Raw genomic sequence first — 15961 nt, 5'->3', positions numbered from 1 at the left:
TGCGGAAAATGCTAGTCTCGCGTCGCCCGGAACGATGGCGCAGCCTTATTCGGGCGAACCCGCCTCCCGGTGGAGCGCGGATGAGGTTGGGGGGAGAAGCGGATGGCGTTCGAGTGCGTCAGCCGGACCCATGTGGGTCTTCGCCGCAAGATCAACGAGGACAGCCTGCTCGCCCGGCCGGGGGAGGGGTTGTGGGCGGTGGCCGACGGGATGGGCGGCCATTCGGCGGGCGACGTCGCGAGCCGGCGGCTGGTCGAGGCGCTCGCCGCGCTGCCGCCCGCGCGAAGCCCCGACGAGGCCGCCGGCCATGCCATCGACGCGGTCGAGCAGGTCAACCGCGAGCTCGTCGCGATGGCGAAGGAGGCCGGGCTCAGCACCATCGGCAGCACCATCGTCGGCCTCGCCGCCAACCATGCGCTGTTCCGCGTCTTCTGGGCCGGCGACAGCCGCGCCTACCTGCTGCGCGGGGGGCAGCTCGAGCGGCTCACCCGCGACCACAGCCTGGTCCAGGACCTGGTCGATGCCGGGATGCTGGCGGCGGAAGAGGCCGACACCCACCCCAACGCCAGCGTCGTCACCCGCGCGGTCGGCGCCGCCCCGCGGATCGAGGTCGAGCTGGTCGGCGGCGCGGTCGAGCCGGGCGACCGCTTCCTGCTGGCGAGCGACGGGCTGACCCGGGTCGTGCCTGATGCCGAGCTGGCCGCCGAGCTCGGCCGCCCGGCGCTCGGCGCGATCGCCGACCGGCTGCTCGACCGGGTGCTCGAGCGCGGCGCGCCCGACAATGTCACGCTGGTGATCGTCGAGGTGCGGGGGGGATGACGGCGAGCGCCGGCCATCCGCCCAAACCTCCCTTCACCCTGGCGGTCGGCGTGACCGGTCACCGCTCGGGCCGCTTCGCGCCCGGCGCGGCCGAGCAGCTGGCCGGCGAGGTCGGGCGGCTGCTCGACCGGCTGGTCGAGCGCGGCCGCGAGATCGCGCGCGTCGACGCCGCCCATTTCGCGCCCGCCGAGCCGCGCTTCCTGCTCCTCTCGGCGCTGGCCGACGGGGCCGACCAGATCGTCGCCGAGGCCGGGCTGGAGCGCGGGTTCGAGCTGCAGGCGATCCTGCCGATGCCCGCCGACACCTACGAGCAGACGCTCGACGGCGAGCGCTGGACGAGCGCGTTCCGCCGGCTGCTGGAGCAGGCCGGGCGAACGCTCGAGATCGAGTCCAGCCATGTCGAGGAGGGCTATTGGCTCGCCGGGCGCGCGCTGGTGGCCCATTCGGACCTGCTGATCGCCTTATGGGACGGCGAGCGGGGGCGGGGCAAGGGCGGCACCGCCGACGTGGTGCAATGGGCGATCGCGCGCGGCACGCCGGTGCTCCACCTGCCGCTCGACCCGGCGCTGCCGCCGCGGCTGATCTGGTCGCCGCTCGATCCAGCGACCATGTCTCAGGACCCCGAGGCGATGTGCTCTCCGCTCGACGACGAGGATCTCGCGGCGATGCTGGGAGCGGTGGCGGCGCCCCCGCCCGACCCGCAAGAGCGCGCCTTCCTCGACCGCTTCTGGACCGAGCGGCGCATCCGCTGGCATTGGCGGATCGACTATCCGCTGCTCCGCGCGCTGACCGGCACCCGCCGCCTCTCGCCCGCCGACATCAGCGCCGACCGCCAGCGCCGCTTCAACGCGCGCGAATGGTCGGACTATCGCGCGGCCAGCCAGGTCGGGACCGGGATCCACGTTGGGCTCGGCTCGCTTGAGACCATCTACGATTGGGTCGACACGCTCGCCAGCCACTTCGCCCAGGCCTATCGCAGCGGGCACATCTTCAACTTCGCCTTCGCCGCTCTGTCGATCCTGGTCGGGATCTCGGGCCTGACCCTGCCCGGCGGCAAGCTGGCGATGGCGGGGCTGGAGATTGGGATCGTCATCCTCATCCTCTCCAACACCAGCGCCGGGATCCGCTGGCGCTGGCACCAGCGCTGGCTCGACTATCGCCAGCTGGCCGAGCGGCTGCGACCGATGCGCAGCCTGAAGCTGCTCGGGGTCGCCAGCCCAGATCCGCCCGGCGACCCCGCCGAGCCGGTCGCCGGCCGGTGGATCGAATGGTATGCCGCCGCGGTGTGGCGCTCGCTCGGCGTGCCGCACGGGCGGCTCGACACCGCCGCTTCGGCACGGCTGGCGACCATCATCGCCGGCCACGAACTCGAGCCGCAGATCGCCTATCATCGCAAGCTCGCCGCCCAGTCCCGCCGCTTCGACGAGCGACTGGAGCTCGTCTCGACCCTGCTCTTCCTCGGCACCGTCATCGCCTGTCTGACGGTGCTGCTCGGGACCATCTTCCTGCCCGGCTTCGTCCGTTCGCACAGCTGGTATTGGGGGTTCATCTCGACCGGCTTCCCGGCAATCGGCGCGGCGATCTTCGGGATCCGCGTACAGGGGGATTATGGCGGCACCGCGATCCGCAGCCTCGGTACCGCCCGCCAGCTCAGGCGGATCGCCGATGCGCTCGGCGAGGAACCACACCTCGGCCGCGCGGCGGACCTGGTCGAGCAGGCGGCGCGGGTGATGCTGGCCGACCTCGACAGCTGGAAGCTGATCCACGAGCAGCACGAACTGTCGGCGGGCTGACCCGCCGGGCGATGTGGCTCAGGCCGCCATCGGCAGGTCGAGGCGCGCGATCGTGCCGCCGCTGCCCGTCGCCGACCCGAGGCTGAAGCGGCCGCCCAGCTGGCCCGCGAGCATGGTCGCGATACGCAGCCCGAGGCTGTTGCTGCCGTCGAGCGAGAAGCCGTCGGGAAGGCCGTTGCCGTCGTCCTCGATCTCGATCGAGAGCCGGTCGCGGGCGCTTGGCGCGATGCGGATGTGGAGCTGCCCGCTGTCGCGGCCCTCGAACCCGTGCTCGACGGCGTTGGCGATGCTCTCGGCGACGACCAGCGCGACCGGGATGGCGGCGTCGGGGGAGAGCGGTGAGTCGATCCCGCCGCTGACCCGGTGCTCGATCCCGCTGCGCCCGCTGCTGCCGAGGATGTCGCGGATGATCTCGTCGAGAAAGGGCGCGAGCTCGCGCCCGGCGCCGCTTGGGTCGTAGAGCTGGCGGCTGATCCGCCCGACAGTCACCAGTCGCTGCGAGGCCTCGTCGAGCGCTGCCTTGGCGCCGGGGTCCGCGACTTGGCGGCGCTGAATGGTGAGCAGCGCGGCGACCATCTGCAGATTGTTGGAGATGCGGTGCTGGAGTTCGCGAAACAGCAGCTCGCGGGTCTCGGCGAGGCGGGCGCTGGTTTCGCGCTCGGCGCGGAGCGAGGCGTTGCTCTGCTGGAGGAGGTCGATGAACAGGATCGGGACGCCGCAAGAGAAGACGTAGAAGGCGAGCGCGAGCAGGCTGCCGGGAGAGAGCGAGAAGGTGCGCACCGGCTGGATGAAGAAATACCAGCTCAGCAGGCCGCCGAGCAGCGCGGCGAGCAGGCCGAAGCGGCTGCCGAGCAGGAAGGCAATGCCGACCACGATCGGGAAGAAGGTGAGGAAAGGGAAACCGGGCGGCAGCACCCCGTCCAGCGCGAAGCGGAGGAGTAGCGCAACGATGGCGCCGGCGACCGCCAGCGCGGCCTTGACGGGCCACGGCCACCGCAGCGGCAGGCGCCCGTCGGCCCGGGCGAGGCTCGGTCCTTCCGCTCCTGTCATGCCGTGCCTGCTAGCCGTGGGTCCGGACGGGGGCAAGCCGACGGTATCAGGAAACCGGGCGCCATCGGGCGACCCGACGGGCCGGAAGGTCGCTTCGACCCGGCTGCGGACGAACGGGACCGCGCCCCACGCGGGCAGATCGGGTGCGAGGGCGCGGTCCCCCGGCATCAGAATTTGATGCCGACGCCGGTGAGGAGCTGGCTCTGGTGATAAGTGCCGTCGCTCCGCGTATTGTAGCGATATTCCGCCTTGCCGTAGAGGCCGGCGCCGAGGCCGAGCTCGACGCCGCCGCCGACCTGCGGCGAGCCGGTGCTGTGCGCGGCGGTCGTCACCGTGGTCCCGTCGCTGGCGGTGTAGGTCGAGCCGACCCGGCTATTGTCGTAGGCGACCCGGCCGAACAGCAGCGCCGGGCCGGCCTGGTAGCCGAGGCGCGCGCCGGCGCTGATGTCGCGCTTCACTTTGGAGCAGAGCTGGTCGCCGCTCGCGGTGACCGAGGATGCGCAGGCCGACTTGCCGAGCCCCATCACTCCGGCGTCGACACCGGCCAGCAGCCCGCCACCGACCGGGAGGTCGTAGCCTGCGCCGATCCCGACCAGCAGCCGGTTATTGCCGGTGGTGGTGCCGGCCGCGCTCGACCCGGTCTGGTCGGTGAGCCGGAGATGGTCGAGCGCGAGTTGTCCCTCGACATGAGCGGTGCCAGTCATGCTGTCTTCTGCAAATGCCGGAGTAGTGGCAAGAAGAGTGCACGAAAGGGAGGCAAGAACTGCCTTAATCATCGATAGTCTCCATTTAATCGCCAGACCAGGGGTGGGGTCGGCAGGAGATCATCTACGTTTTTCTTCTTACGTGCGACTTACGTGCAACAGTTTTTTAGGCTGGCTCTTCGAATCGCAGGGTCATGGCGGCCCCGCCGAGCGCGCTTTCGCCGACCTCGAGCCGCCCCGCTTGAGCGACCATCGCCCGGTCGACGATGCTGAGCCCGAGTCCCGCGCTGTCCGAGCGGCGGTCGTCGGCGCGCCAGTGGCGGCGCTGGACCCGGTTGCGGTCGCTGACCGCGATGCCGGGTCCGTCGTCCTCGACCCGCAGCGTGGGACCGGGGCCGAGGTGGACGACGATGCTGGTGCCGGTCGGCGTATGGCGCTGGGCATTGTCGATGAGGTTGTCGAGCGAGAGCTGGGCGAGGCCGGCGATGCCGCGGGCGACCACCGGGCGGCCCTCCTCCTCGTCATGGAAGGCAATGCTGCGGCCGTTGGTGAAGACCCGGCCGGCGCTGTGCTCGACCGAGGCAAGCGCCAGCGCGCGGAGGTCGACGCGGCTGTTGACGTCGTCGCTCGAGGCGAGCCGGGCGAGGCGCATCACCTGCTCGATGACGTGCGCGGCATGGCTGACGCTGGCCAGCAGCCGCTCACGCAGCTCGAGGTCGGTGACCTCCTCAGCGCGGCAGGCGATGGTGGCGAGCGGGGTGCGCAGCTCGTGCGCGACGTTGGCGACGAACTCGGTCTGCGCTTCGAACGCGTCGTGAACCCGATCGAGCGCGCTGTTGACGGCCTCGGCAAGCGGTTGGACCTCGCGCGGGAGGCGTTGCCAGTCGAGCCGCACGTCGAGCCGGTTGGCGTCGACCAGGTCGGCGTCGCTCGACGCGCGCCGGATCGAGCGGGTCGCCCGTGCGAACAGCAGCAGGCTGAGCAGCAGCGAGGCGATGACGAAGGCGGGGACGATCCACAGGAAGCGGGTGAGGAAGGCGGTCGCGAGCCGCGCCACCAGCTCTTCCGGGCGGCGGCGGTCGGAACTGATCACCAGCCATTCGCCCGACCCGCCCTGCGGCAACGGGTAGGTGGCGATGTCGATGCCGTTGGCGAGGCGATGGGCGTGGCTCGCCTCGAGCGGCAGCTCGCGGAAGTCGATGCCATAGCGCGGGCCGCCGCTGAAGAGGATGCGGCGATCCCCGTCGATCACGTCGAAGCGGCGGATCCCGTTGGGCGCGAAGAAGCTGGGCGGCTCGAAGCCGCGGCGGAACGACCAGCGCCCGTTCTCGAGCCGGAGATTGGGAGCGATCCGCTCCGCGCTGCGGTCGAGCTCGCGCCCGACGAAGCTGTTGACGGTCGAGCTCAGCAGCCGCGAGGTGAGCAGCGGAAGCGCGCCGGCGAGCAGGAGCGCGACCACTGCCTGGACGACGACGAGCCGTCCGAACAGCGAACGCGGGACGAGCCTCACGTCCCCGCCATCAGCATGTAGCCGACCCCGCGCACCGTCTTGATCGAGACTTCGGCCTGGTTCTGCTCGAGCTTGCGGCGGAGGCGGTGGACATATACCTCGACCGCGTTGGAGCCGAGCGCCTCGCCGGCGCCGAACAGCTGGTCCTCGACGATCCGGCGCGGGGTCACATGGTCCTTGCGGCGGAGCAGGATCTCGAGCAGCTCGACTTCGCGGGTGGAGGCGTCGACCTGGACGTCGCCGATCGTCAGCTCGCGGGTGTCGGTGTTGAGTGACAGTCGGCCGGCCTCGAGCTTGGCATCGGTGTAGCCGGTGGCGCGGCGGAGCAGCGCTTCGACCCGGGCGTGGAGCTCGTCGAACCAGAAAGGCTTGACCAGATAGTCGTCGGCCCCGGCGCGCAGCCCGGCGACCCGCATTTCGGGCTCGCTGCGCGCGGTGAGGAGGATGATCGGGGTCTTGTTGCCGCGGCCGCGCAGCCGCTTCAGCAGCGACACGCCGTCCTCGTCGGGAAGGCCGATGTCGAGGATGATGACCTCGTAGTGGGTCGTGCTGCACAGCTGCTCGGCGTCGCTGGCGCGATGGGCGAGGTCGCACGAGACATGGCGTCGCCGGAAGGCCGAGCTGATCGCTTCCGACAGGTCCTGGTTATCCTCGACCACCAATAGCCGCATGTCATTGTCTCCCGCGTCGCGCCCGACGGTTCGGCCGGGCCAGCTTGCGGCCGGATGAACGCCCGGGGGCAGGGGTGAATGATTGACCAACTCGTAAGCTCGACGTCAGATGCCTCGAAATGACGAAGGGCCCCGCGGTTGCCCGCGAGGCCCTCCTTCGTTCGGTCTGAACGGCTTATTCGCCGTCGTTGCTGCCGCCGGTCAGGAACGCCGGGGCGAACTCGGGCGCCGGGCCCTCGTCGCGCTCCGGACGGTCGCCGCGGTCACGGCGCGGGCCGCGATCGCCACGGTCGCCGCGCGGACCCCGGTCGCCGCGGTCGCCACGGTCACGGCGCGGGCCGCGGTCACCGCGGTCACCCCGGTCCCCACGATCGCCGCGCGGACCCCGGTCACCGCGGTCGCCACGGTCGCCCCGCGGCTCGCGCGGGGGACGGCTGTCCTCCAACTCGGCGCCGGTCTCCTGGTCAACGAGACGCATCGACAGGCGAACCTTGCCGCGCGGGTCGACCTCGAGCAGCTTGACCTTGACCTCCTGCCCCTCGGACAGGACGTCGCGGACGTTCTCGACCCGCTCGTTCTTGATCTCCGAGACGTGGACCAGCCCGTCCTTGCCGGGCATGAAGGTCACGAACGCGCCGAAGTCGACGATGCTCGCCACCTTGCCGGTGTAGATGGTGCCGACCTCAGGCTCCTGGGTGATGCCCTGGATCCACTGGCGCGCGGCCTCGATCTGCTTGAGGTCCGACGAGCTGATCTTGATCAGGCCCTCGTCGTCGATGTCGACCTTGGCGCCGGTCGTCGCGACGATCTCGCGGATGACCTTGCCGCCGGTGCCGATCACTTCGCGGATCTTGTCCTTGGGGATCTGCATCGTCTCGATCCGCGGGGCGTGCTCGGAGAGCTCGGTGCGGGTGTGGTCGAGCGCCTTGGCCATCTCGCCGAGAATGTGCGCGCGGCCGTCCTTCGCCTGGGCGAGGGCCACCTTCATGATCTCCTCGGTGATCCCAGCGACCTTGATGTCCATCTGCAGCGAGGTGATGCCCTCGCTGGTGCCGGCGACCTTGAAGTCCATGTCGCCGAGATGGTCCTCGTCGCCGAGGATGTCGCTGATCACCGCATAGTCGTCACCCTCGAGGATAAGGCCCATGGCGATGCCGGCGACCGGGCGCTTCAACGGAACGCCGGCGTCCATCATCGACAGCGAGGCGCCGCAGACGGTGGCCATCGACGAGGAGCCGTTGCTCTCGGTGATGTCGGAGAGGACGCGGATCGTGTAGGGGAACTCGTCCATCGTCGGCAGCATCGGGTGCACCGCGCGCCACGCCAGCTTGCCGTGCCCGACCTCGCGGCGGCCCGGCGCGCCGAAGCGGCCCACTTCGCCGACCGAGTAGGGCGGGAAGTTATAGTGCAGCATGAAGCGCTGGTACGAGAGACCGTCCAGACCGTCGATCATCTGCTCGGCGTCCTTGGTGCCGAGCGTGGTGGTGACGATCGCCTGGGTCTCGCCGCGGGTGAACAGCGCCGACCCGTGGGTGCGGGGCAGGAAGCCGACCATCGCCTCGATCGGACGGACGGTCTTGGTGTCGCGGCCGTCGATGCGGCGGCCTTCCTTGAGGATCGCGGTGCGGACGACCGCGGCCTCGAGCTTCTTGGTCAGCTTGCCGGCCTTGATCGCGGCATTCGGCTCGCTGTCGACGAAGGCGTCCTTTAGCGGGGTCTTGGCGGCGGCGAGGGCGGCGACGCGCTCGGCCTTGCCGACCAGCTTGTAGGCCGCCTCGATGCCCGAACCGGCGAGGCCCTTGACCTTCTCGTAGAGGGTCGCGGTCTCGTGGTCCTCGGGAAGCTCCCACGGCTCCTTGGCGGCCTGCTCGGCAAGGCGAATGATGCCGTCGACGATCTTCTTCGACGCCTCATGGGCGAAGACGACCGCGCCGAGCATCTGCTCTTCGCTGAGTTCCTTGGCTTCGGACTCGACCATCATCACGGCGTTGCCGGTGGCGGCGACGACGAGGTCGAGGTCGCTCTCCTTGATCTGCTCCGGCGACGGGTTGAGGATATACTCGCCGTTCTGGAAGCCGACGCGGGCGGCGCCGATCGGACCCATGAAGGGAACGCCCGAGATGGTCAGCGCGGCGCTGGCGGCGCACATTGCGACGATGTCCGGCTCGTTCTCGCCGTCGTAGGAGAGGACCTGGGCGATCACGAGGACTTCGTTGAAGGAATTCTCGGGAAACAGCGGGCGGATCGGGCGATCGATGAGACGGCTGGTCAGCGTCTCCTTCTCGGTCGCGCCGCGCTCGCGCTTGAAGAAGCCACCCGGGATTCGGCCCGCGGCGGAGAACTTCTCCTGGTAGTGGACGGTGAGCGGGAAGAAGTCCTGGCCGGGCTTCACGCTCTTGGCGGCGGTGACGGCGCACAGGACGACGGTCTCGCCCATGGTGGCCATGACGGCGCCGTCGGCCTGGCGGGCGACGCGCCCGGTCTCGAGCTTCAGCGTCTTGCCGCCGACCTCGATCTCAACAGTCTTGATGTCGAACATGTATTTTCCTTCTCCCGGCGGGCGGATCCCGGCGGGGCAGCAGTGGCAGACAAGCCGGTCTGCGAGCGGGGTAGGGCCTGATATGCCCCGTCAGGGCTCGTTGCCGGATTGCCGCGAGCCCAAAGAGCAAGGGCGCCCGAAGGCGCCCTTGGTGTTACTTGCGAAGGCCGAGCTTGCCGATCAGGTCGGTGTAGCGCTCCGCGTCCTCGCGCTTCAGATAGTCGAGCAGCGAACGCCGCTTGTTGACCAGCATCAGCAGCCCGCGCCGCGAGTGGTTGTCCTTGGCGTGGGTCTTGAAATGCTCGGTCAGGGTCTGGATGCGCGAGGTGAGGATCGCGATCTGCACCTCGGGCGAACCCGTGTCGTTGTCGGCGCGGCGGTGCTCGGCGATGAGCTCCTGCTTGCGCTCGGCGGTGATCGACATCGTCTTTACTCCTTGTGTCTAGACGTTGAACCCGCGCACGACCCAGAGGTCGAGGGCCGAGGCCTGGACCAGCGCGACGGGCGTTTCGGCCAGTGTCGCAAGGTAGAGGCCCGGTTTCACGGGCAGACCGGCCAAGCGCTGACCCTGTCGGAGCAGCTTTGCCTGGTCGGGGTCGACGGGGAGGGCCGGGATGTCGTCCAGCCCCGCCTGAAGCGGGAGCACCGTCCTCGTCAGGTCGCGCGCCTTAGCGGCTTGGCTGAGAAAGTCCAGCGAAATGGCTTGGCCGAGGGTGAACGGACCGGCCTTCGTCCGCCGCAGCATGGTGACGTGCCCGACGGTGCCAAGCGCCCGCGCGATGTCGCGGGCGAGGCTGCGGATGTAGGTGCCCTTGGAGACGGTGGCGGCGAGGGTGATTTCGTGCACTGCGCCATCGCCGCCCAGCCCCCTTCCATCATCCCCGCGAAAGCGGGGATCCAGCTTCCCTCCGGACCCAGGACAAGAAGCGGGACCCCCGCTTTCGCGGGGGTGACGAATAACTAGGGAGTGGATGGTCACCTTCCGCGCCGCCAGCGTCACCTCCTCCCCCGCTCGCGCCAGATCATAGGCCCGCTTGCCCTCCACCTTCAGCGCCGAATAGGCCGGCGGCACCTGCTCGATCGGCCCGGTGAACCGAGGCAGCAACGCTTCGATCTCGGCGAGGGTCGGGCGATGGCCGCTAACAGCGACCTCTTTTCCCTCCAGGTCGAGCGTGTCCGTCTCCACCCCGAAGCGAACCGTGAAATCATACCCCTTCGTCGCGTCCAGCATCCGCCCGGCGAGCTTGGTGGCCTCGCCCAGCGCCACCGGCAGCACGCCCGTCGCGAGCGGGTCGAGCGTCCCGCCGTGCCCGACCTTGGTCCGGGGCTCGCCGGCCTCGCGCAGCGCGCGCTTGACCGCGGACACGGCCTGCGTCGACCCCAGGCCCAGCGGCTTGTCGAGGATGATCCAGCCGTTCAGCATGGCGGTCAGGCCGGCTCGTCGCCGCCCATGCTCCCCGCCTCGCCGGCGCGCAGCCGCTCGAAGAAATGGCGTCGGCACAGCGCGACATAGCGGTCGTTGCCGCCGATCTCGGTCTGCGCCCCGGCGGCGACCGCGCGACCCGCCGCGTCGACCCGCAGGTTCATCGTCGCCTTGCGCCCGCACTCGCATACCGCCTTCAGCTCGATCAGCGCGTCGGCGAGCGCGAGCAAGGCAGCGCTGCCGGGGAAGAGCTGGCCCAGAAAATCGGTCCTGAGGCCGTAGCAGAGCACCGGAATGTTGCGCTCGTCCGCCAGCCGGCACAGCTCCAGCACCTGCTCGCGGGTCAGGAACTGCGCCTCGTCGACCAGTACACAGTGGAGCTGGCGGCTCTTCAGCTCATCGAGCACCGCGTCCATCAGCCTGGTCTTGGGACGATAAACCCGCGCCGCCGCCCCGATGTCGAGCCGCGAGGCGATCCGCCCGACGCCGGCGCGGTCGTCGTGCGCCGCAGTCCACAGCATCGTCTCCATGCCCCGCTCGCGATAGTTGAAGTCCGCCTGCAGCAGCGTCGTCGACTTCCCCGCATTCATCGCGGCATAGTAGAAATAGAGCTTGGCCATGGGGTGCCGACTAGACCGGCCACTCGTCCTTGAGAATGGCGAACAGCACCGTGTCGCGGACGTGGCCGGTCCAGGTGATGCGGTCGGCGCGAAGCACGCCTTCGCGGACTGCGCCGAGCTTCGCCATCGCCGCCTGGCTGCGCGCGTTGCGGCGGTCGACGCGGAACTCGACCCGGCGGATGCCGCTGTCGAACGCGCGCTCCAGCATCATCGCCTTGGCACGGCGGTTGAAGCCGGTGCCGCGAAAGCGGGGGCGGTAGTAGGTCCCGCCGATCTCCAGCACCTGCCGGGCGGGATCGATGCCGAGATAGCTCGACATGCCGACCAGTTCCTCGCCGTCGAACAGGACGAAGGTCCGCGCGTCGGTCCTGGCGAGATAGGGGCCGAGGCTGGAGTCGAACCCGTCCGGTCCGAAGTCATTGGCGTAGAACGCCCAAACCGCGCGATCCTCCGCGCAGGCCGCCTTGAGCGCCGCGCGAAACTCCTCGCGGAAAGGTTCGGCGCGGCACCCCTCGCCAGCCATCGCCGCCCCCAGTTCGTCATCCCCGCGAATGCGGGGATCCAGCTGCCTTTCGCCGGCCGTCGAGGAAGCTGGACCCTCGCGTTCGCGAGGGTGGCGGTCATTGGTCATCGGACCCGCTCACGGAGCAATCGTCACTGCTCATCAAGGTCCTGCGCCACATGCTCGGACCGCAGGATCCGGTCGATGTGGCTGCCTTCATCGAAGCTCTCGTCGGCCAGAAACTTGAGCTTGGCCGCATATTTGGTCCGCACCCGGTGGGCGACCTCGCGCTGGAGATAGGCGGTGTTGGTCCTGAGCGCCTTCAGCACCGCTTCCTCGTCCTGGCCGAGCAGCGGCTTCACGAACACGGTGGCGTGGCGCAGGTCGGGCGACATGCGAACCTCGGTCACGCTGACGAGATGGCTCTGCAGCGTGGAATCGTGGACGTCGCCGCGCTGCAGGATCTCGCTCAGCACGTGGCGGACCTGCTCGCCGACGCGGAGCAGGCGGACGGAGCGGCCTTCAATGGTCTCGTTGCGGCGCATCAGTCGTCAGCCTCGCTGTAGAAGGTCAGGCGGTTGCCGGAGGGATCGTGGATGGTGAGCTCCCACGAGCCCCAGTCCATTCGCTCCGGCTCGCCCGGCCGGGCGTTCTCGTAATTCTTCGCGCGCAGCGCCGCGGCAAAGGCCCGGACGTCGTCGACCGGGATCCGCACCCGCGCGCCCGGCGAGCAATCGCCGAAATGCTCGCTGAGGTGAAGCTGGCAGTCGCCGCTGCGCAGCCCAAGGTAGAGCGGCAGGTCCGGCGCGAAGCGATGCTCGAAGACCAGCTCGAACCCGAGGAAATCGAGGTAGAAGCGACGGGTCTTCGTCTCGTCGAAACTGCGCAGGATCGGCGTCGGGGCACCCAGCATCTGGCAGCTCTCCTCCACGATCTCCGGCCGAGCCCGCCCGGAGCGCTTCCGCTCCTGGCCGCCCGGCCGTCGACTTCAGCCTTCCTGCGTCGCTTACAGCGTCCGCGCGCGTTCCTCGACCTCGAACACCTCCAGGCTGTCGCCCGGCTTGATGTCGTTGGTGTCGGCCAGCAGTACGCCGCACTCGAGACCCGCCACAACCTGCGCCACGTCGTCCTTGAACCGGCGGAGCGAGGAAATGGTGGTCTTGGAGACGATGACGTCCTCGCGGGTGAGGCGGGCGTTGAGACCCTTTCGGATGACGCCCTCAAGCACCAGCAGGCCGGCGGCCTTGTCGCGCTTGCCGGCCGGGAACACCTCCTGCACCCGGGCACGTCCGACGACCGTCTCGATGATCTCCGGACCCAGCTCGCCCGCCATCGCGCCCTTGGCCCAGTCGGTCAGGTGGTAGATGACGTCGTAGTAGCGGAGCTCGACCTTGTTGCGCTCCGCCACCTCGCGCGCCTTGGCGTTGGGACGGACGTTGAAGCCGATGATCGGCGCTCCGGTCGAGGCGGCGAGGGTCACGTCGCTCTCGGTGATCGCGCCGACCCCCGAGTGGAGGATGCGGACCTTGATCTCGTCGGTCGACAGGCGGTTAAGCGCATTGACGATCGCCTCGGTCGAGCCCTGGACGTCGGCCTTGACCACCAGCGGGAACTCGATGGTCGTCGAGGCCCGGTTGGCGAACATGTTCTCGAGGCTCATCGGCGCCGCGGTGGTCCGCTTGCGGTCGAGCACGCCCTGGCGATAGGCGGCGACCTCGCGGGCACGCGCCTCGTTCTCGACGACCGTCAGCTGGTCGCCCGCCGACGGGACCGAGCCGAGGCCGAGCACCTCGACCGGCATCGACGGCCCGGCTTCCTTCACCTGGCGGCCATGATCGTCGATCATCGCGCGGACGCGACCCGAGGAGGCGCCGACGACGAAGATGTCGCCGACCCTAAGCGTGCCGCGCTGGACCAGCACGGTGGCAAGCGGGCCGCGGCCCTTGTCGAGCTTGGCCTCGATCACCGTGCCCTCGGCGGCGCGGGCGGGATTGGCGCGCAGCTCGAGGATCTCGGCCTGCAGCGCGATGGCGTCGAGCAGCCCGTCAAGGTTGGTCTTCTGCAGCGCCGACACCTCGACATCCTGGACGTCGCCGCCCAGCTGCTCGACCACGATCTCGTGCTGCAGCAGCTCTTCGCGAACGCGCTGGGCGCGGGCGTCGGGCTTGTCGATCTTGTTGATCGCCACGATCATCGGCACGCCGGCCGCCTTGGTGTGATTGATCGCCTCGATCGTCTGCGGGCGCAGGCCGTCGTCCGCCGCCACCACCAGGATGACGATGTCGGTGACGTCGGCGCCGCGGGCACGCATCTCGGTGAAGGCCTCGTGGCCCGGCGTGTCGAGGAAGGTGACCTTGTCACCGCTCGGCAGCTTCACCTGATAGGCGCCGATGTGCTGGGTGATGCCGCCGGCCTCGCCCTTGACCACGTTGGCGCCGCGGATCGCGTCGAGCAGCGAGGTCTTGCCGTGGTCGACGTGGCCCATGATGGTGACGACCGGCGGGCGCGCGATCATCGTCTCGTCGGCATCGACGTCCGCGGCGGTGTCGATGTCGATATCGCTCTCGCTGACCCGCTTGATGTTGTGCCCGAACTCGGTGACCAGCAGCTCGGCCGTGTCCTGGTCGATCGTCTGGTTGACGGTGACCATCATGCCCATCTTGAACAGCGACTTCACCAGATCGGCGCTCTTCTCGGCCATGCGGTTGGCGAGCTCGCCGACGGTGATGCTGTCCGGCACGACCACGTCGCGGACCTGCTTCTCGCGCGGGCCGGAGCCCATGTGCGAGCGCTTCTCCTTCTCGCGGGCGCGGCGGAGCGCGGCGAGGCTGCGGGCGCGGCCGTCGTCGCCCGACAGCGCGCGGGTGACGGTCAGCTTGCCGCGCTGGCGCTGGTCGTCGCCGCGGCCACGGCTCGGGCGCGCGGGCTCGGGCCGCTTGGGCGCGGGGGGCGCCGGCGGCGGCGGACGGCGGACGGGCGTGAACTGCTGGCCGGCCGGCGCGGCGGGGGCAGCCGCACGCGGCTCCTCCGCGGCCGGGGCCGGAGCCGGAGCAGCGGCGGCAGCCGCCTCTTCCTCGGCGCGGCGACGGGCGTCGACCTCGGCCTGGCGCTGGGCGTCTTCCTCCGCCTTGCGGTTCTCCTCGGCGCGACGTTTCTCGTCCTCGCTGGCGTTGTTGCGGGCCTGCTCGTCGCGTCGGCGGGCTTCCTCGAGCGAGGCCATGCGGGCCTCCTCGGCCTCGCGCAGCAGCCGCGCCTGGAGCTCCTTGCGGGCGGTGATGTCGTCGACCGGCGAGCGGCGCGGGGTCGGGGCAGGCGCGGCCGGGCGCGGGGCAGCCGGCTTGGGCGCCTCCGGTGCGGGGGCGGGCGCAGCCGCCTGCGGCTCGGCCGCGGCCGGCGCCTCGCCCGGCTTGCCGAGAATGCGCCGCTTCTTGACCTCGACGACGACCGTGTTCGACCGCCCGTGGCTGAAGCTCTGCTTGACCTTGCCTGTCTCGACCGTGCGCTTGATCCCCAGCGGCGGCCGGGTGCCCAGCTTCGGCTTGTCGGTCTGGTCGGTCATTCTGTTCCTTCGTCTCTTGCGTCAGCCGTGCCGGTCGCCAGTCCAGCGGGCTCGCCGCCGTCTAGCTGAGGGTTCGGGTCAATGAAAGCGCGCCACCGCAGGATCGCGTCTCGGACACGCGAGGCGGCGGCAGGATCGGTCAGCGCGACATGTACCACATTCTCGCGCCCTAGTGCCAATGACAAGATGGTGCGTCCCTCGGGAAATTCCAGCCCCCGCGGCTCGCCTCCGCCCACCCGCCAGGCCTGGTCCATGCGGCGCCGCCCGTCGCTCCCGGCGTCGGCGGCGTGGATCAGCAGGCGGACCTGGCCGGAGCGGGCGGCGATCTCGACCCGGTCGGCACCGTTGATGAGGTTGCCGCTCTTGGCTTCCATTCCGAGCCGGTCGAGCGCGGCCTGGCGAAGCGCCGCGGCGATCCGCTCGCCAAGGTCGGCGGGGACGCTGACCTGCTGCGTCTTGAACGCCCGCTGCAGCGCGCCCCTGAGCTTGCCCTTGGCCTGCGCGGCATCGAGTTCGGCCTTGCCGACCCCGATCCACGCGCCGCGCCCCGGCGCCCGCGCGCGGACATCGGGAGCGACCTCGCCATCGGGGGAGAGGGCGAGGCGGATGAGGCTGTCCTTCGGCGCCGTCCGGCGCGTCAGGATGCAGCTGCGCTCGGGATCGCTGCCCTTTTCCTTCCCCTTCAGGGAAAGGGCGGGGGCAGGGGAGTCACCGGCAGCCGGAGCATCTCTCGACACCCCAGCCCCCGGTCCCTCCCCCTGTGGGGAGGGG

At 70.0% G+C, this 15961-nt stretch carries 15 protein-coding genes; 2 read left to right on the top strand and 13 right to left on the bottom strand.

Annotation, left to right across the window (positions count from 1 at the left end; all coding sequences use genetic code 11):
* The first annotated feature begins 102 nt into the window (after positions 1-102).
* Together HMF7854_RS13425 and HMF7854_RS13420 are read left to right on the top strand one after the other, a co-directional pair.
* Positions 103-819, top strand: coding sequence for a PP2C family protein-serine/threonine phosphatase (locus HMF7854_RS13425; protein ID WP_126719666.1), 717 nt, complete (start codon positions 103-105; stop codon positions 817-819).
* On the top strand, positions 816-2612 hold the full coding sequence (locus tag HMF7854_RS13420) for a hypothetical protein (RefSeq protein WP_126719665.1): 1797 nt from the start codon (positions 816-818) through the stop codon (positions 2610-2612). The genes HMF7854_RS13425 and HMF7854_RS13420 overlap by 4 nt, the downstream gene beginning before the upstream one ends.
* 18 nt (positions 2613-2630) lie before the next feature.
* Here the strand turns inward: HMF7854_RS13420 and HMF7854_RS13415 are convergent, their stop codons facing one another.
* The 13 genes from HMF7854_RS13415 to HMF7854_RS13355 form a co-directional block, all read right to left on the bottom strand.
* Positions 2631-3662 (bottom strand): sensor histidine kinase, encoded by a 1032-nt coding sequence (locus HMF7854_RS13415; RefSeq protein WP_126719664.1) that lies wholly within the window; start codon positions 3660-3662, stop codon positions 2631-2633.
* A 167-nt stretch (positions 3663-3829) separates the two neighbouring features.
* A complete protein-coding gene (locus HMF7854_RS13410) occupies positions 3830-4438 on the bottom strand; it encodes an outer membrane beta-barrel protein (protein ID WP_126719663.1) in 609 nt (202 codons plus the stop codon).
* A 94-nt stretch (positions 4439-4532) separates the two neighbouring features.
* Positions 4533-5876 carry a sensor histidine kinase gene (locus tag HMF7854_RS13405; RefSeq protein ID WP_126719662.1) on the bottom strand — a complete coding sequence of 448 codons (1344 nt, stop codon included), beginning with the start codon at positions 5874-5876 and terminating at the stop codon, positions 4533-4535.
* Entirely contained in the window at positions 5873-6547 is a 675-nt protein-coding gene (locus HMF7854_RS13400) for a response regulator (RefSeq protein WP_126719661.1), read from the bottom strand. Before HMF7854_RS13400 ends, HMF7854_RS13405 begins: the two co-directional genes overlap by 4 nt.
* A gap of 175 nt (positions 6548-6722) precedes the next feature.
* Complete coding sequence (gene pnp / locus HMF7854_RS13395; protein ID WP_126719660.1) at positions 6723-9086, bottom strand: polyribonucleotide nucleotidyltransferase; 2364 nt, start codon at positions 9084-9086, stop codon at positions 6723-6725.
* A 154-nt stretch (positions 9087-9240) separates the two neighbouring features.
* Entirely contained in the window at positions 9241-9510 is a 270-nt protein-coding gene (rpsO, locus tag HMF7854_RS13390; RefSeq protein ID WP_126719659.1) for a 30S ribosomal protein S15, read from the bottom strand.
* An 18-nt stretch (positions 9511-9528) separates the two neighbouring features.
* Entirely contained in the window at positions 9529-10509 is a 981-nt protein-coding gene (gene truB, locus HMF7854_RS13385) for a tRNA pseudouridine(55) synthase TruB (protein WP_126719658.1), read from the bottom strand.
* 5 nt (positions 10510-10514) lie between these two features.
* Positions 10515-11129: a thymidine kinase gene (locus HMF7854_RS13380; RefSeq protein WP_126719657.1), complete on the bottom strand. Its 615-nt coding sequence runs from the start codon at positions 11127-11129 to the stop codon at positions 10515-10517.
* 10 nt (positions 11130-11139) lie between these two features.
* Entirely contained in the window at positions 11140-11652 is a 513-nt protein-coding gene (locus HMF7854_RS13375; RefSeq protein ID WP_126719656.1) for a GNAT family N-acetyltransferase, read from the bottom strand.
* A gap of 131 nt (positions 11653-11783) precedes the next feature.
* Positions 11784-12176, bottom strand: coding sequence for a 30S ribosome-binding factor RbfA (gene rbfA / locus HMF7854_RS13370; protein WP_126719655.1), 393 nt, complete (start codon positions 12174-12176; stop codon positions 11784-11786).
* Complete coding sequence (locus tag HMF7854_RS13365; protein ID WP_126719654.1) at positions 12176-12544, bottom strand: glyoxalase superfamily protein; 369 nt, start codon at positions 12542-12544, stop codon at positions 12176-12178. The genes rbfA and HMF7854_RS13365 overlap by 1 nt, the downstream gene beginning before the upstream one ends.
* Before the next feature lie 93 nt (positions 12545-12637).
* The gene (gene infB, locus HMF7854_RS13360; protein WP_126719653.1) at positions 12638-15190 is read right to left on the bottom strand and encodes a translation initiation factor IF-2; all 2553 of its coding nucleotides are present in this window, start codon (positions 15188-15190) and stop codon (positions 12638-12640) included.
* Positions 15187-15927: a DUF448 domain-containing protein gene (locus HMF7854_RS13355; protein WP_420822366.1), complete on the bottom strand. Its 741-nt coding sequence runs from the start codon at positions 15925-15927 to the stop codon at positions 15187-15189. Before HMF7854_RS13355 ends, infB begins: the two co-directional genes overlap by 4 nt.
* Positions 15928-15961 lie beyond the last annotated feature (34 nt).

Origin of the sequence: Sphingomonas ginkgonis (assembly GCF_003970925.1) — a bacterium.
Taxonomy (GTDB): Bacteria; Pseudomonadota; Alphaproteobacteria; order Sphingomonadales; family Sphingomonadaceae; genus Sphingomicrobium; species Sphingomicrobium ginkgonis.
This window is presented reverse-complemented; position numbering and strand designations above follow the sequence as displayed.

Coding starts and splice junctions, on each gene's coding strand:
- HMF7854_RS13410 (WP_126719663.1), bottom strand. CDS start 4,438: ATGATTAAGGCAGTTCTTGCCTCCCTTTCGTGCACTCTTCTTGCCACT.
- pnp (WP_126719660.1), bottom strand. CDS start 9,086: ATGTTCGACATCAAGACTGTTGAGATCGAGGTCGGCGGCAAGACGCTG.
- rbfA (WP_126719655.1), bottom strand. CDS start 12,176: ATGCGCCGCAACGAGACCATTGAAGGCCGCTCCGTCCGCCTGCTCCGC.
- HMF7854_RS13365 (WP_126719654.1), bottom strand. CDS start 12,544: ATGCTGGGTGCCCCGACGCCGATCCTGCGCAGTTTCGACGAGACGAAG.
- HMF7854_RS13400 (WP_126719661.1), bottom strand. CDS start 6,547: ATGCGGCTATTGGTGGTCGAGGATAACCAGGACCTGTCGGAAGCGATC.
- truB (WP_126719658.1), bottom strand. CDS start 10,509: ATGCTGAACGGCTGGATCATCCTCGACAAGCCGCTGGGCCTGGGGTCG.
- rpsO (WP_126719659.1), bottom strand. CDS start 9,510: ATGTCGATCACCGCCGAGCGCAAGCAGGAGCTCATCGCCGAGCACCGC.
- HMF7854_RS13415 (WP_126719664.1), bottom strand. CDS start 3,662: ATGACAGGAGCGGAAGGACCGAGCCTCGCCCGGGCCGACGGGCGCCTG.
- HMF7854_RS13380 (WP_126719657.1), bottom strand. CDS start 11,129: ATGGCCAAGCTCTATTTCTACTATGCCGCGATGAATGCGGGGAAGTCG.
- HMF7854_RS13425 (WP_126719666.1), top strand. CDS start 103: ATGGCGTTCGAGTGCGTCAGCCGGACCCATGTGGGTCTTCGCCGCAAG.
- HMF7854_RS13420 (WP_126719665.1), top strand. CDS start 816: ATGACGGCGAGCGCCGGCCATCCGCCCAAACCTCCCTTCACCCTGGCG.
- HMF7854_RS13375 (WP_126719656.1), bottom strand. CDS start 11,652: ATGGCTGGCGAGGGGTGCCGCGCCGAACCTTTCCGCGAGGAGTTTCGC.
- infB (WP_126719653.1), bottom strand. CDS start 15,190: ATGACCGACCAGACCGACAAGCCGAAGCTGGGCACCCGGCCGCCGCTG.